Annotated in this window: 10 protein-coding genes; 3 read left to right on the forward strand and 7 right to left on the reverse strand. The window is 48.9% G+C overall.

The window, feature by feature from the left end; all coding sequences use genetic code 11:
• Positions 1–28: 28 nt before the first annotated feature.
• The 5 genes from HUF19_RS16580 to HUF19_RS16600 form a co-directional block, all read right to left on the reverse strand.
• Entirely contained in the window at positions 29–796 is a 768-nt protein-coding gene (locus tag HUF19_RS16580) for a peptidylprolyl isomerase (protein ID WP_260997624.1), read from the reverse strand.
• A 62-nt stretch (positions 797–858) separates the two neighbouring features.
• A complete protein-coding gene (gene narI, locus HUF19_RS16585; RefSeq protein WP_260997625.1) occupies positions 859–1,548 on the reverse strand; it encodes a respiratory nitrate reductase subunit gamma in 690 nt (229 codons plus the stop codon).
• Between the two features lie 11 nt (positions 1,549–1,559).
• The gene (gene narJ, locus HUF19_RS16590; protein ID WP_260997626.1) at positions 1,560–2,279 is read right to left on the reverse strand and encodes a nitrate reductase molybdenum cofactor assembly chaperone; all 720 of its coding nucleotides are present in this window, start codon (positions 2,277–2,279) and stop codon (positions 1,560–1,562) included.
• A gap of 2 nt (positions 2,280–2,281) precedes the next feature.
• Positions 2,282–3,817 carry a nitrate reductase subunit beta gene (narH, locus tag HUF19_RS16595; RefSeq protein WP_260997627.1) on the reverse strand — a complete coding sequence of 512 codons (1,536 nt, stop codon included), beginning with the start codon at positions 3,815–3,817 and terminating at the stop codon, positions 2,282–2,284.
• A 20-nt stretch (positions 3,818–3,837) separates the two neighbouring features.
• Positions 3,838–7,554 (reverse strand): nitrate reductase subunit alpha, encoded by a 3,717-nt coding sequence (locus tag HUF19_RS16600; protein WP_260997628.1) that lies wholly within the window; start codon positions 7,552–7,554, stop codon positions 3,838–3,840.
• A gap of 359 nt (positions 7,555–7,913) precedes the next feature.
• Here HUF19_RS16600 and HUF19_RS16605 point away from each other — a divergent pair, with 359 nt between their 5' ends.
• Positions 7,914–9,686 carry a histidine kinase gene (locus HUF19_RS16605; RefSeq protein ID WP_260997629.1) on the forward strand — a complete coding sequence of 591 codons (1,773 nt, stop codon included), beginning with the start codon at positions 7,914–7,916 and terminating at the stop codon, positions 9,684–9,686.
• On the opposite strand, the gene HUF19_RS16610 is transcribed toward HUF19_RS16605, so the two are convergent.
• Complete coding sequence (locus tag HUF19_RS16610; RefSeq protein ID WP_260997630.1) at positions 9,640–10,473, reverse strand: nucleotidyl transferase AbiEii/AbiGii toxin family protein; 834 nt, start codon at positions 10,471–10,473, stop codon at positions 9,640–9,642. The two genes, HUF19_RS16605 and HUF19_RS16610, sit on opposite strands and share 47 nt — an antisense overlap.
• Positions 10,457–11,464 (reverse strand): type IV toxin-antitoxin system AbiEi family antitoxin, encoded by a 1,008-nt coding sequence (locus HUF19_RS16615; RefSeq protein WP_260997631.1) that lies wholly within the window; start codon positions 11,462–11,464, stop codon positions 10,457–10,459. The genes HUF19_RS16610 and HUF19_RS16615 overlap by 17 nt, the downstream gene beginning before the upstream one ends.
• A 236-nt stretch (positions 11,465–11,700) precedes the next feature.
• Between HUF19_RS16615 and HUF19_RS16620 the strand changes: the two genes are divergently transcribed.
• Together HUF19_RS16620 and HUF19_RS16625 are read left to right on the forward strand one after the other, a co-directional pair.
• Complete coding sequence (locus HUF19_RS16620; RefSeq protein ID WP_260997632.1) at positions 11,701–13,884, forward strand: hypothetical protein; 2,184 nt, start codon at positions 11,701–11,703, stop codon at positions 13,882–13,884.
• Entirely contained in the window at positions 13,874–16,462 is a 2,589-nt protein-coding gene (locus HUF19_RS16625) for a tyrosine-type recombinase/integrase (RefSeq protein ID WP_260997633.1), read from the forward strand. Before HUF19_RS16620 ends, HUF19_RS16625 begins: the two co-directional genes overlap by 11 nt.
• The last annotated feature ends 2 nt before the right edge of the window (positions 16,463–16,464 follow it).

Here is a 16,464-nt window from a genome sequence, read left to right on the forward strand (position 1 = left end):
TTACAAATGAGCACTGAGTACCATTTTATCACTGCATCAATGGCGAATCTGATACAGAGAAATCGAAACCTTCTAATTGGGTTTCTTGAATAAGGGATTGAATGTACTGAGCCGTTGCTTTTGCCTTTACTTTGTCATTCAAATACTGGCGTATACGGGCCTCGACCTGGTCATAAGGTAATGGATTTCCCGCAATTTTACGTTCAATAAATACCACATGAAAACCGTATCGGCTTTCAACAGGTGCAGGTAACAAGCCTTCGTTTGCAGTAAACACCTGACGTTCAAATTCCGGAACGGTTTGTCCGGTACTGATCTGCCCAAGACTGCCACCCGTTTCTTTCGACGGACAGGCAGAGAACTGTCTGGCCAGGTCAGAAAAGTTTTCTCCGGCGCGTAATTTATGCACCAGTGTTTCAGCCAGCGTTTTACTGTCAACACGCTGTACTTCATCATCCGGGGCTGCAGCCAGCAGGATGTGGCGCAGTTCCAGCAGAGGTGACGTGGTAAAGCGCATGGGATTTTTTTCAAAATACAGACGGCACTCATCCTCCGTCGCTTCCGGAAGGTAAACATCCTGATCAAATAATTTCTCAATGAAATCATCCTGGCCGGCCTGACTGCCACTGTCAGAAACAGGCAGTCCCAGAGCTTGTGCCCGCTGCCGTAGAATTTCACCAATAACCAGGGATTCTGCTGCTTTCAGCATCGCCTGGCGTTTGCTTTCAGCCGGGTGATACTGCATTTCTTCCAGGATGGCCGACTCAGGAATAGTAACATCATTCACTTTAATCATTACTGACTCCGCGTGGCCCATATTCGTTGTTTTAACAGAAAATACGGGCCTTATCTCATGTATTAACGGGCAAAACGCTTACGTACAATCTGGTGCTGACGGGTAACATATTGCACCGGCGCGCTGAGCATGTGCACCAGACGGCTGAACGGAAAGACAACAAACAGCGTCATCCCCAGCATAATATGCATTTTGAAAATCCAGTGTACGCTGGAAATATTTTCCACAGCGTCAACCAGATCCAGAGTCATTATATTTTGTGCCCACATCATCAGCTTCATCATTTCATGACCGTCAAGATGACCCGCAGAAACACCGATCGAAACCAGCCCAAGAATCAGCTGTGCATACAGTAAGAACAGAATAACAATATCCATTTTTTTACTGGTCGCACGGATACGGGGATTGAACAGCCGGCGCTGAATCAGAATGGTAAGACCGATAAAGCAGATCAGACCAAACAGCCCACCAGCTCCCATTGCCACAAGCTGCTTCATTGGCGCGGTTACGCCAATAGCATGCCAGATTTCGACAGGCGTCAGCAGACCAAATAAATGGCCGAAAAATATACCCAGAATACCTATGTGAAACAGAATACTGCCCATACGCAGCTTTTCTTTTTCCAGCAATTGACTGGAGCTGGCTTTCCAGGAGTATTGCTCCCGGTCATAACGAACCCAGCTGCCGATAAACAGAATTGCCATTGCGACATATGGATAAATACCGAATGCCAGCGTATTGAAATAACTCATAATCAACTCCTTTACGCCTGCTTGGCAGCAGACGCATTCAACAGTTCAGTATTCAGCGGGATATACTGATCACGCCGCTGGCCTTCGCTGGGACGATTGCCGGTGCCACAGGATGACTCAGCGTTATCCATGAAATTCACCATTTCTTCTTCCCAGACCTTATCCAGCGCCTTAGGCGTATTGTCCGGAACTTCTCCGGCAATCTGACCACGCAGATCATCGAGATCCAGCGCAACTTCACTGAGACCAACCAGAGTATGGAATAAGGATGTGTAATCAGATTTCCGCTGCTCAAGACGGCATGCCAGCAAGGCCAGAATGTGTGCAACTTCCTGTAAACCTAAGCGGGCGTTGTCATCACCCTGGGTACTGAGAAAGTCCAGGTACAGCGGGATATAATCCGGTAATTCATTTACTGCGATATCCAGCCCGGCTTCTTTGTATTGGTTCTGCAAATCCACCATAGCCTGACCACGGTCGCGGGATTCACCATGCACGTGCTCAAACAACAATAAGGACAGTGAACGGCCACGCTCAAACAGGCCGTCATATTCTTCCTGCCAGTCGACGATGTCACCGCGACAACGGTTTTCAATAAAAACCGATAATGACTCAGCATGTTCCGCCGGCAGTCCGGAGCTGGCCACCACAGCCAGCAACGCATCCTTTTCCGCAATCAGTTCTGCGGTCGGATAATCAATCAGTAATGAAATCAGGCGAAGTATTTTCATGTTTATTCCTCTACCACAACCGGGATAACCTGACGCACACCGGCAGATTGAGATCCGAACAGGTTCACACTGTTGTTACCATCACCACAGCCATTACCGAAGCTGAAACCGCAACTGCTTTTCAGGTCATAAGCGTTTTCGGCATAGGTGGTATGGCTGCTCGGGATAACGAAGCGGTCTTCGTAATTAGCCAGCGCCATATAGCGGTACATTTCTTCCACCTGAACGGCTGTCAGCCCTACCTGTTGCAGCACATCCAGATCTTCCACACCGTCCACCTGCTGTGAACGCTTGAAAGCACGCATAGCGATCATGCGCTCCAGTGCCCGCTCAACCGGTTTTTCATCACCGGCAGTCAGTAAATTAGCCAGATAGCGCAGTGGAATACGCAGTGATTTCAGATCCGGAATCACACCATTCATACCGACATGACCTGCCTGGGCAGCGGTCTGAATCGGAGACAGTGGCGGTACATACCAAACCATTGGCAGAGTGCGGTATTCCGGATGCAGTGGCAGAGCCACTTTCCAGTCCATGGCCATTTTATAAACCGGAGAGCGCTGGGCCGCTTTAATCCAGTTGTCACTGATGCCTTCTTTACGGGCGGCTTCAATAACTTGCGGATCATCCGGATCAAGAAACAGATCAATCTGAGACTGATACAGATCTTTTTCATTCGGTGTCATGGCAGCCGCTTCGATTTTGTCAGCGTCGTACAGCAATACACCAAGATAACGGATACGGCCTACACAGGTTTCCGAGCAGACGGTCGGCTGACCGGCTTCAATACGCGGGAAACAGAAAATACATTTCTCGGACTTACCGGATTTCCAGTTGTAATAGATCTTTTTGTACGGGCAGGCCGATACACACATGCGCCAGCCACGGCATTTTTCCTGATCGATCAGCACGATACCGTCTTCTTCACGCTTGTAGATGGCACCGGACGGGCAGGCTGCCACACAGGCAGGATTCAGGCAGTGTTCGCACAAGCGTGGCAGATACATCATGAACGTTTTTTCAAACTGTCCGTAAATATCTTTCTGTACCACATCGTCGAAGTTTTTATCGGCTTTACGCTTTTCGAACTCGGTACCGAGAATTTCTTCCCAGTTCGGGCCCCATTCGATTTTTTCCATACGCTGGCCGGTAATCAGCGAACGTGGACGCGCCACGGGCTGATGCTTTTTATCCGGTGCGTTATGCAGATACTGGTAATCAAAATCGAACGGCTCGTAATAGTCGTCAATTTCCGGCAAATCCGGGTTGGCGAAAATATTCGCCAACACCCGTAATTTACCGCCGATTTTCAGCTGCAGTTTGCCGCCGGCGTCACGCTTCCAGCCGCCTTTCCATTTTTCCTGATTTTCCCATTCTTTCGGAAAGCCAATACCGGGCTTGGTTTCCACGTTGTTAAACCAGGCGTATTCGACCCCTTCGCGGGAGGTCCAGACGTTTTTGCAGGTGATGGAGCAAGTGTGGCAACCGATACACTTATCCAGATTCAGCACCATGCCTATTTGTGCTCTTACTTTCATAGGATTACCTCACTCCAACCTTATTGGGTGTCCAGCCAGTCGACTTTGTTCATCTTGCGCACGATGACGAATTCGTCACGATTGCAGCCGACGGTGCCGTAGTAGTTAAAGCCATAGGCCTGCTGGGCATAGCCACCAATCATATGGGTCGGCTTCATCACCGCCCGGGTTACCGAGTTATGAATACCGCCACGGGTGCCGGTCATTTCCGAACCCGGTACGTTTACGATGCGCTCCTGAGCGTGGTACATCATGCTCATACCTTCCGGTACACGCTGCGACACGACCGCGCGGGCGGCAATAGAGCCGTTGACGTTGAATATTTCGATCCAGTCGTTATCGACAATACCGGCAGCTTTGGCATCGGTTTCACTCATCCACACAATCGGACCACCGCGCGACAAGGTCAGCATCAGCAGGTTGTCAGAGTAGGTGCTGTGAATGCCCCATTTCTGGTGCGGGGTAATCCAGTTCAGCACGATCTCTTTATTACCGTTGGGCTTTTTATTCAGCACAGGCGCTACGGTTTTCAGGTTGATCGGCGGTTTGTAAGAGCACAGCTGCTCACCAAAATCGCGCATCCATTCATGATCCTGATAAAACTGTTGACGACCGGTAATGGTGCGCCACGGGATCAGCTCGTGCACGTTGGTATAACCCGCGTTATAGGACACATGCTCGTCTTCCAGACCCGACCAGGTAGGCGACGAAATAATCTTGCGCGGCTGCGCCACAATGTCACGCCAGCGGATTTTTTCTTCCTCCTTCGGCTTAGCCAGATGCGTATGATCAAGTCCGGTAATTTCACCCAGCGCTTCCCAGGCTTTAACCGCTACATGACCGTTGGTTTCCGGTGCCAGCGTGAGAATCATTTCACAGGCATCAATGGCGGTATCCAGTTTGGCCATACCCTGATTCACACCATCATCGGTATGGGTGTAATTCAGCTGACGCAGCAATTTCACTTCATCTTTGGTATCCCAGCTGATGCCTTTACCACCGTTACCGATGCTTTCCAGCAGCGGACCGATGGAGGTAAAGCGAGCATAGGTATTCGGATAATCGCGCTCCACTAAGGTGAGACCCGGCATGGTTTTACCCGGAATCGCTTCACACTCGCCTTTCCACCAGGCTTTTACGCCATACGGCTGGGCCAGTTCGGCCGGGGTGTCGTGGTGCATCGGGGTAGTGACCAGATCTTTTTCCACGCCCAGATGCCCCACGCAGACACGGGAGAATTCTTTGGCAATGCCTTTGAAAATTTCCCAGTCGGAACGGGCTTCCCACACCGGATCAATCGCCGCACTGAGTGGATGAATAAACGGATGCATATCCGAGGTATTCATATCGTCTTTTTCGTACCAGGTGGCCGTCGGCAACACGATGTCGGAATACAGACAGGTGGTGGACATACGGAAGTCCAGTGTTACCCACAGGTCGACCTTGCCTTCGGCACCGTTATCCACCCATTCCACGTCCTGCGGTTTCTGACCGCCGAAATCCCCCAGGTCTTTACCCAGCAGACCATGTTTGGTGCCCAGTAAATGCTTGAGCATGTACTCATGACCTTTACCGGAAGAGCCCAACAGATTGGAACGCCAGATAAACATATTGCGCGGGAAATTCTGCGGATTATCCGGCTGTTCACAGGCGAATTTCAGCTCACCTTGCTTCAGCTGTTCCACCACATAATCTTTTACATCCATACCGGCTTTGGCTGCAGCGCCAGCCAGATGCAACGGGTTGGTACCGAGCTGCGGCGCGGATGGCAACCAGCCCATGCGCTCAGCACGGCTGTTGAAATCAATAATGCTGCCATTCCACTTTTCTTTCGGCGCCAGCGGTGAAATCACCTCGGTCATATTCAGTTTTTCATAACGCCATTGGCTGGAGTGGTTATAAAAGAACGAGGTGCCATTCATATGACGCGGCGGACGCACCCAGTCCAGACCAAAGGCCAGCGGGGTCCAGCCGGTTTGCGGACGCAGTTTTTCCTGACCCACATAGTGTGCCCAGCCACCACCGGTCTGACCGATACAGCCACACATCATCAGCATATTGATGAGGCCACGGTAGTTCATATCCATGTGGTACCAGTGGTTCAGGGCTGCGCCCACAATCACCATGGAACGGCCACGGGTTTTATCGGCATTGTGAGCAAACTCACGGGCGATACGGATCACATCGGCACGATCAACACCGGTAATCACTTCCTGCCAGGCCGGTGTGTACGGCACATTATCGTCAAAACTGCTGGCGCGGCTGCTGTCGCCGATGCCGTTGTCCACACCGTAGTGTGCCAGCATCATATCGAACACAGTTGCTACCTGAGCGGTGCCACCGGACGCCAGTTGCACGGTCTTAACCGGCACTTTGCGCAACTGAATTTCGCTGTGTTCGGTATGTTGAAAATACTGGTATTCGTGCGGTGCTCCACCAAAATACGGGAATGCCACTTCGGCAAAACCATCGTTCTGGTCTTTCAGGGACAGCATCAGATCCACGTCACCATCGCGGTCTTTCTGTTCCAGATTCCACTTACCTTTTTCACCCCAGCGATAACCAATGGCACCGTTCGGACTGGTTAAGCGGCCATCGTTATTAACGGCAATGGTTTTCCAGTCGGGATTATTGCTTTCACCCAGATTGTCGACCAGATCGGCGGCACGCAGAAAACGACCACCACTCAGGTGTCCATTATTGTTTTCCAGCATCACCAGCATCGGCATATCGGTGGTACGTTTTACATAATCGGTGAAATACGCACTCGGGTTATCGACGTGGAATTCTTTTAAGATCACATGACCGAACGCCATCGCCAGTGCGGCGTCGGTGCCCTGACGCGGAGCCAGCCAGGTGTCGCCGAATTTTGAAGCTTCGGAATAATCGGAGGTAATTACACAGGTTTTGGTGCCCTTGTAGCGCACTTCCGTGAGAAAGTGCGCATCCGGGGTACGGGTCTGCGGAACGTTGGAGCCCCACACAATGATGTAGTTGGAGTTGTACCAGTCGGCAGACTCCGGCACGTCAGTCTGCTCACCCCAGATTTGCGGTGAGGCCGGCGGCAGATCGCAATACCAGTCGTAGAAGCTTAAGCAGTTACCGCCGATTAATGACAGATAACGTGCACCGGCGGCATAAGACACCATCGACATGGCCGGAATCGGCGAAAAACCGGTGACGCGGTCGGGGCCGTAGGTTTTGGTGGTATAGACGTTGGACGCGGCAATCAGCTCGTTTACTTCATCCCAGCTGGCACGGACAAAACCACCCAGGCCACGGCGTTCTTTGTAGCTTTTTGCTTTTACCGGATCAGAAACAATCGATTCCCAGGCTTTTACCGGATCGCTGTGCTGAGCTTTGGCTTCGCGCCACAGTTTCATCAGCTGACCACGTACTTTCGGATATTTCAGGCGGTTGGCGCTGTAGATATACCAGGAATAGCTGGCGCCACGCGGACAACCGCGGGGCTCGTGATTCGGCAGATCGGGACGGGTGCGCGGGTAGTCGGTTTGTTGGGTTTCCCAGGTAACCAGACCATCTTTAACGTAGATTTTCCAGCTGCATGAACCTGTGCAGTTCACACCATGGGTAGAACGCACGACTTTGTCATGCTGCCAACGCTGACGATAACCTTTTTCCCAACTGCGATCCTGATCCGTTGTGGCACCATGGCCATTGGCGAAAGACTCTTTACGAGTTCTGAAAAACCGAAGTTTCTCCAGTAGGTGACTCATAGCTAACTCCTGATGTGTCCCGAAAGACCGGCTATAAACATACGGAGATATACTACTCAGATTGCACCAATTAACGATGGGGCCGGGCCGGCGTCACGGGCCGGAAAACATCGTCCTGCACACAAAAATACTCACAAAGTGGTAAATGAATTATTTTTCAAGCCATTGATTTTAAAGGAATTTATTTTTCACCCATAAAAAATACTGCGCTGAATCAATCCCGCGGAAGCAAGGGGAGTAGCTAAAAGTAATCCTGTCTAATAATAAGCATTCGCATATGGTCCAGTAATAACAGCCATATCCCTGAATACATCCTGCGGGTAAGATAACCGTTCAGTCGTATTTACCGTTTTTAAACTATGAAACAGACATCGGTTATTACCCGCATCAACCTCGCCATGAGCGCCATTATTCTGATGGCAATATCAACCATTCTGGTTTCTTACTGGCTCTCAGATCAGACCGACAATGATGCTTATGCCATTAACAGTGCAGGCTCTTTACGAATGCACAGCCATCGTCTGCTGACAGATCCTGAAGCAGCAAGTGACAATAAAGAAATCATCCGCAGTATCTTCAACAACCCAATAATGAAAAACGTGGTCAGAAATGCTGAATCAACAGAGTTCTTTAACGAGCTGAGGGAGCGGGGAATATTACTGGCCAATAAAATCAGCGATTCAGAAACGGGCGCTGATGAAAAATTAGATCTTGTTAATGCTTTTGTAGATGATCTTAATCGGCTGGTATTGATCATTCAGCATAATGCCGAAGGAAAAATACGGACGTTAAGAACTTTCCAGATTATTGCGTTTTTTATTACCGTGATTCTGTCTGCCATTGTTATCTACTGGATACATTTGCGCTTTACCGTACCGCTGAGTGAGCTGACCAATACCGCCCGCCAGATCAGCCGGGGTGATTTTTCCTGCAACATATCACCATCAGAAGGCACCGATGAACTGAGTGTACTTTCCCGCTCTTTTGAACATATGTGTAAAGCGATTTCCTATATGTATGAATCGCTGGAGAAGCAGGTTGAAGAGAAAACAGCCGAGCTGCAGAACAGCAATAAAACGCTCAGCTTTCTCTACAATCTGGCCAGACGAACCAGTACCCATGAAATCAGGAAAGAAGATTTTGATAACATCCTGAAAGAGCTTTCCGTAGTAACAGGTATCGACAATATTGAACTCTGCCTGCTGACGGAAAGCGGGGATATTCCATATCTGCAGATTAATGGCAGTAAAGAGCTGGATGATGACTGCCGCTCACGCAATTGCCGGGACTGTCTGACACCAAACAGCGGCAATGCATCCCAGATTAATTTCCCGATCTCAAGAGAAAACAGAGACTATGGTGTTCTGACCCTGAACAGCCATCCGGAGTCACTGCTGCGCTGGCAGCGTGATCTGTTTACCTCCGTCGCCAACCTCTTTGCTATTGCAATGAGCCTGCAGGGTGAAGAGGAAAACATCCGCCGGATTACGCTGATGAAAGAGCGTAACGTTATTGCCCGCGAGCTGCACGACTCTCTGGCTCAGGCTCTGTCTTATCTGAAAATTCAGGTCACCCGCCTTAACCGGGCCATCGGTAGTTCTGACTTCGAAATAATGATGGATGTCTCTGCTGAACTGAAACAGGGTCTGGATTCTGCCTACCGGCAACTGCGCGAACTGCTGACAACCTTCCGTCTTAAGGTGGATGGCAAAGGATTACTCGAAGCACTGCAGAAAACCGTAGATCAGTTTCATGAGCAATCTGATATGGAAATATCCCTGAACTACGATATTTTTAATATCCCCTTATCACCTCAGGAAGAAATTCATCTATTACAGATAATCCGCGAAGCCAGCCAGAATGCCATCCACCACTCTCATGGCAAAAACATACACATCAGCCTTTGCAGCAATGACCAGAAGGAAGTGATTCTGGAAATCGAAGACGATGGCATCGGTATCAATACTGATCCGGAAAAACGTAACCATTATGGCATGGCGATTATTCAGGAGCGGGCTTATCAGCTTTCCGGCAATGCGGAAATTAAACGACGTAACGAAGGGGGAACCGGCGTCTATTTCAGCTTTACTCCCGAGTCTGTTCGGAAGTCCGTACCTGAGTCTGAAACCTGAGACTACCTATACCACACCCGGTACCGAAGGCCCTGTTGGGTTGGTTTTCCACCAGATGTTTGATGATGTACTGACGGGTTGGTTCTGCTGATACGTCAGCTATTTCAATCCCCAGAAGTTCAGCGGAAGCCATGTCCTCATCCCAGTCGCAACGTTCCATGTGCCCATCCTCGTAAAGACAGCTGAGGACTGAGGGGATTTTGGCGTAATTCTGCAGAATGTAGCCGATGTCTGCAGCGTCCTTCTTTCTTAGCTCGCGGTCCCGCTCCGTCCATGCGACCATTTTAAGAATGATGATGGCGACGGGGTTCGCGACCTTAACCAGGCACTCGGAGTCCTGCGTGATCTTAACTTGCCATGCCTGGAGCAGTGCTTCCGGAAAGCCCAGTGTCGACATTTTAAACTCGCCATCCGGTGGCCAGCTGATGTCGTGATGCGCATCGACCACGTTGCCGAAAGGCAGAATATCCAGTTCCCAGGGCAAGCTGTCTGAATCGACGAAGCCCAGCCGATAGGCCAGCTTCTGATCCACGGAAAGCCCCTGAGCAGACAGTGCTTCTTTTAATGTATTGAATTCCTGCCATGAGGCCACCCGGATCGCAAAGTCCACATCCCGGGTTCCGCGCTCAATATGTGCGCCGAATCCATGGTGCATAACCAGGTCCCGTGCCATAGCTCCGACAATCAGGTAATCAATGCCCAGACCTTTGGCACAGATATCGACCTTCCGATACATCTCGACCAGACCGCGTGGCAGCTTACCGGTCACATCAATCAAGGTATTCATTCATTACCCTTCTGGCTGCATCCACATTTCTGGGGTCGCTCGTTGACAACAAATCGCTGACGACTATCAGATCAGGCGCAATATGCTTTGCGCTATCCACTTTCCAGAAGGGTCGGTAGATATCAATAATGAATTCTGGTTTTTCATCGGTTTTCAATTGCCGTAACCGACCGGCTTTCATAAGGGCAGGCAACTGAGCGTCTTCAGCGTAGAGGATGCCGTCTTTGGGGTTCAGGTATCCGGTGAGTTTGAGTGCAGCAATCTCGCCGCTGATCTGATAATCCACATCCGTCGGCAATGCCTGCCACCAATCCGGGGCCTGAGCCGTGAAGCGGCCGATATGAGCCTTATCCCGAATGCTATAGGGGTAGAGTTCTGTCCAACGGTTAGCCAGTTGGCTGGTGTTGATCAGTTCCTGCTGATTCCCGCTGCCCACCAGATACTCGTGGGCAGTCAGATCTTTGATGATGGCACTGACCGATCCCAACGATACTCCAGCCCGTTCAGCAATGGTCCGCATCGAAGCTCTTGCCAGCTCATGGTCGGCCAGCAACGCAAAAACAACTTTCAAACCAGCCGGCTGAAAAGCCTTTCCGGTTTTGACCTCGGCCGGCAGCTGTTTTCTGTTCGATGCAGCGGTCGCGCGCTTCTTTCCAATCACAACGATGTGCAGGCCGTGCTGATGAATAAAGGCATTGCCGGAAGCATCCAGATACTGGATACCCGCTTCCCTCAACTTCGTCGCCTGTGCAGGTGATATGTGATCCATAAAGACAACCCGATGCGCACCATCCCGGCTGAGTAGCTCACCAAACTCCGCTTTGTCAGCTTCCTGAACCAAAGAGAACAGCGGTATGGCTGGTGCTGTTCCGATACTGATACCCAAGCCGTTATTGGACAACGGACTGTTAAGCCCAACGATCTCTACCGGGAGCTGAACGGCTGTGGCCAGAGAATGGATACCATCGTTGAGTGAATCTGAGTGGGGCATTGCCAGCTCCAAATGTTCAATAAAAATGAACGTTCAATAATATTGAACATACTGCAGCACTGCTTAGGTTGCAAGCCGCAAGTCTTTCTGAGTGCTCCGATCCACCGTTTTTCTTCTGTCTTCACTTGATAAGAGCACTCAAATCCCGCTCCTGGCACGAACTTCTCCGACCACAAAACCGGTTTTGTCCCTGTCCCGCTATAGAGACTGCACAAGTCAAAAAAAGCGGGATATCTATGGGCCAAATCGTACGCGAAATTCTAAATCCTCCATTGGGAGAAACTGGATTACACCAGGTAAGGGAGAACCTTGGGCGGCTAGTCAATGAGACTCGGTGGCAGATCCCACCTGTTGTGACAGATTTGCTGGCTGATCTTGATCACATGGCCTCGGAGGAAAAGCGTGGAGCAGACTGGAGTGTTAAATACTCTGTCCCGGCAAGTAGTCGTCTTCACGGCACGTTGGTAGATAACCCTGTCTGGGCGGCGTTGTATGCCGATAACCGGCATAGCATATTAGTGCGTCAGTTACAGTCTTTATTGCTTGAGGCTTTGGATGATTCGCATGCGGTGCTACTGCCCCACGATGTCGCTGCCGCCGGCCTCTTGATTCGGGTCTTATCACTGGGAACTGGCGAAGATGATCAATATTACGACGACCTTTTGGAGGCGGTAGCCCAGTGTCCCGCTACCGCGAGTCAGAAGACTAACGCTGGCCGATTCATCCGAGCGGCGTTAGGTCAGCGGGTGACTAGGCGCGAGCGCGGATCGGTTGGTGACGTGATTCGCGTTAGTGACGGTCGTACGGGGACACGCCATGATCACTATGGCGAGGTGCACGTACTGGTGCCGGCCGATCCTGACGACCCGGCTGATCTCCCCGAGGTTAGCGAGTTCGTTGCGCATAAGAAATTTACGTCTGGTGGGGCTAGGGGCGTGTCCCAGACAGGTATTGATCCTGGCGAGGATCAGCCTGGCGATCAGGTACTGCTACTAATCGAAGCGGTTCGCGCGTCGTCGATCGAGCACAAAATAGCCCGACGACAGAGTCGGACGGCGAGAGATATTTTGGCGAGAGCCAATGCGGCACTACCTATCACCTATCAACAACTAACCGATGCTGAGCTGCATGTGCTGGCCGACTACATTGCCAACAGAAACTATAGTGGCGGAACAGATAAACAGTGCGTACAAATGGCGATATCGATCATGCTGTATACCTGTAGTTCGCTGGATGATGTCTTAAATATGGCGGAAGATACTGAAGGATCAGGGCTGAAATTTGACTGGATTAAAAATCAATTTCGAATACCCAGAATCACTCCGAATTATGCGACCAGAGACACCGGTGCTAAGAATTCAATAACCTCGTCTCCAATATCGGATGATGATTATGTGATTATTCCAAATCTGTATATCCGGCCTGGGTCGATAGAAGCATTCAGAAAGGAGCTTAGGGTTAAAGAACGTGGGGAATTCTCAGCGTATATAAAAAAGGAGTTAAAATCATTATCTGACCGAATAACCGTGCACAAAATACAGCGTTGCGCATTCGAAATTGCCAGAACCCATTACGATCCAGTGATTGTTCAAACCACCTTTGGTCTAAGGATATCTTCTGCCAATGTGCAGCAGTACTACTCAGCAGTATCTGATGTTCAGGTAATCCATTGCTATACGATGGCTACGAGAGAGATGCGGCGGCGTATGGGAATGGTGGTATCAAATGAAACTCCTGATACACTTATGTCCGCTAATGGTTTCTATTCTGCGAGGAATATGCCGACTGATGCCTGTGTAAAAAACATGATTTTACAGCTATCTATGGATGCATTATCTTCAAATCGAGGAAGCCAGAAGTGGCATAACGCCAACACACTGCTTTGCATCATGGTCCAAGCACTATTGACGACGATTCGTGGAGTGTACGATCCATTTATTCCAGTTGAGCACAGTGAACATGCGCTTTTTTTTCGGGATAAAGATCGCCCCGACTACTCACATTCGCGATTTCAATTTGTTCATCCACTGTCTGAATTAGTTACGATTCACTATCAATCAGTTAGAAATCTGACCGTGAGCCTCAATAAAATTGCAGATGTGTCATCGCATATATTTTTTCTGGACGAGGATAATGAAACATTGGTATCCCCACATCCGAAACACATTGTCAGATTTATGGCTCAATACTGGCATTATCCAGTGAATTCCCTGCGTAAATTTGTTCGAAGAAAACTGGTTGAGTACGGAGTTTCATATGAGGCCACCAACATGATGATGAATCATCACTCAGTAGGCGAATCGTCGTGGGACCCATACAGTACAGACGATCCAGCAGAGATGCGTGAGGAAATCATGGCACTCTATGATCGGCTGATCAAAGAGCTTTCGATTTATCCGGAGTGGTTTAATGCTGTCTGATGAATCGATCCTGGCGCTCCAGGCCGTAGGCATATCGTATAATGAGATTACCCGGATAGAGGTACATGACTATTCCAGGGTGATTGATCACCTGAGGAAAAATTTTAGCGCCTCTGAAGTTAATGATCGACTGCATGAAATCGCTCGCTATGCGATTGATAGTGGACGCTCATCACATGCAGATCTGTACCGCAGCTCGGCAATGCCAAGGCCGTCTGCTCCAGTTACACCTGACAATTACGCGTTGTACCAGGCGCTACTACAGCTTGACAGTATTTTTCCACAGATCATATTGGACCTAGAGACCAGTCAGGTGCCTGGCGCACTGATTTACAGTGCGATGCGTCATGGATTACTGCTCGATAGAGATTTGATCCGCGATTGGCGGATTAAAAATTTTTACGGTGGCCTATGGCGGTATCAGAATACTCTATGGTTTGAGCTGTCAAAACACGCTAACAGCGAGCCGATGATTTGGCAGCCAGATGATATGACCCTGCTATTGCTGGTTCGTTACCGCAACCAGCTTGATGTTAACAACTCTACAAGCTGGCACCAGTACCTGAGTCGGTTCATATGCCCCTATATTGGCCTGTTGCGCCTGCCCAATGTTGAGATAATTATTGATCTGTTCCAAGCTGTACTAAAAAACTATGTGCCATCGTATTTAGTTGAAATTTCAGCCAATCGAAAAAAGAATCGTAGCCTGACAAGGCAGCAATTTTTACGGCTAATCACCAGGCGCGTCCCACATGTCAGATATCCATCCGCTCCATTATCAATTTCGGCCGGCATAATCAGTCGGAAACAAAAACGGTCAAGTTATTCCAATTATGTTTCGCATGTAATAAGGCAAAGTGCGGCTCCTGAAGAGTTTATTCAGCATGCAAACGGTCAGAAATTATCAGGGGCTTTACGTTCAGTCATTAAATGCGCTGCGTTTTTCTGCAGGAATGATACTCAATTTGGAACGAGATTGAAAAGATCTGGTGTTATTCGAATCGTGAACAATCTAACTCAACGATTTGAGCAATTATTTCCGGATACGGACCCTGAAACACTTCCATCAGATCAGATACAGGAGTCTTTTAAGGATATTATCAGTTCAAGTAATAGTAGCTCGTCCAAGAACCTTATTACCAGTCTGGATTACTATTTTTGGTATCTACATAATGAGAATGACCGTGCTCTAGTTACGGTTAAATCGGCGCATGCTTCGAGAGAACAGAATTGGTTATATCCATCAATGGTTATGCCGTGGGAGTATCTAGCGATAAAAAACCTGTTGCATCGAAAATTGAAACTGGCAGAAGAGCCAAAGGATAAATTTATTATTTCCAGAATGATATTGGCAGTAATGCTGGGATACCGATCGGGCCTTCGTCGTGGTGAAATTCTTTCGTTAAGATACAGAGATATTCAGCTAGAAGGAATTCCAACGATTGTCATATCCACGCACGGAAAATTCAAACCCAAAACATTATCTGGTAATCGCGTAGTCATTGTCGGTGGTCGATACAGCGATGATGAAATGAACACAGTAAGAGGATTAATGTCTACAGGTCACCAAAATGTGTCTATTGATGAGCGGCAGATATTCAGTGGTTATCTCCAACTTTCTGACTCTACAAATAACAAAAATATTTTTGACGAAATATCCCATATCATTCGATTCGTAACCGGTGATGAGAATGCGAGTTTTCATTCGCTGCGACATTCATTCGCATCATTGAATGTATACCGAATGATTAGGTCACGGTTTTCTGCCTCGTTACCTGTGATTGATTATGTCGATTGCGATACCGGGGAGGATTACTCCGTATATCTCAATCGATTAGCGCCACTTCCAGGGGCTACAAGGCGTGTCAATCCTGTCTATCAAATCAGTGCGGAGATGGGGCATGCATCACCAGAAACCACACTCGGAACCTATGTTCACTCTCTGGATTGGGTGTTTCCATATTATCAACGCCGCATGATGCCGACGTTTTCTACGGCTCAGCTGGCAGAAGCTCTCGGTGTTAGTCGTCAGGCGATTCAGAAAACAGTAAAAGCCAACGGCGGACGTAATCTTGCGGATTATCGGGACATGATCGTTCGTAAACTAAAGCCAATTTCAACTAACGTTGATCTGTCGGACTGGACTGAACCTAAGCACCGATTACGCCTAGGAAACTACAATCGAAACTTTGAATTTGATGGATGTGTATCGGCGATCAAACGTTATCGCAAGAAGAAGATCAGTTTACGCCAGCTGATTACTCTTTATCCAAAATTGCTGGATTTTCCTCATGAAATATTAAGGGATAGCGATCTAATCAATCATTTTGCTCGACTTCATACCAATAATCAGAAGATCGCTGGAGACAATATCATTCAGCGCTTTTCGGATTTAGTGCCATCAGAGCAGCGGTATTGTTTCTACCGTTGGGGTATTTCGCGAGATGAATGGAACAGTGGCGGGCTTAACAAACCTCGTCTGATTTTTGAGTCAAAACGAACCGAAAAGGCTTATAACTATCTGGCAAAATCATTAAAGGTATTTGATTCAGCTGAGATTCCGGTCGTCAGTGGCTAGGC

It is taken from the genome of Thalassolituus hydrocarboniclasticus (genome assembly GCF_025345565.1).
GTDB classification, from domain to species: Bacteria; Pseudomonadota; Gammaproteobacteria; order Pseudomonadales; family Oceanobacteraceae; genus Venatoribacter; species Venatoribacter hydrocarboniclasticus.

Coding starts and splice junctions, on each gene's coding strand:
- narJ (WP_260997626.1), bottom strand. CDS start 2,279: ATGAAAATACTTCGCCTGATTTCATTACTGATTGATTATCCGACCGCA.
- HUF19_RS16625 (WP_260997633.1), top strand. CDS start 13,874: ATGCTGTCTGATGAATCGATCCTGGCGCTCCAGGCCGTAGGCATATCG.
- HUF19_RS16610 (WP_260997630.1), bottom strand. CDS start 10,473: ATGAATACCTTGATTGATGTGACCGGTAAGCTGCCACGCGGTCTGGTC.
- HUF19_RS16615 (WP_260997631.1), bottom strand. CDS start 11,464: ATGCCCCACTCAGATTCACTCAACGATGGTATCCATTCTCTGGCCACA.
- HUF19_RS16620 (WP_260997632.1), top strand. CDS start 11,701: ATGGGCCAAATCGTACGCGAAATTCTAAATCCTCCATTGGGAGAAACT.
- HUF19_RS16605 (WP_260997629.1), top strand. CDS start 7,914: ATGAAACAGACATCGGTTATTACCCGCATCAACCTCGCCATGAGCGCC.
- narI (WP_260997625.1), bottom strand. CDS start 1,548: ATGAGTTATTTCAATACGCTGGCATTCGGTATTTATCCATATGTCGCA.
- narH (WP_260997627.1), bottom strand. CDS start 3,817: ATGAAAGTAAGAGCACAAATAGGCATGGTGCTGAATCTGGATAAGTGT.
- HUF19_RS16600 (WP_260997628.1), bottom strand. CDS start 7,554: ATGAGTCACCTACTGGAGAAACTTCGGTTTTTCAGAACTCGTAAAGAG.
- HUF19_RS16580 (WP_260997624.1), bottom strand. CDS start 796: ATGATTAAAGTGAATGATGTTACTATTCCTGAGTCGGCCATCCTGGAA.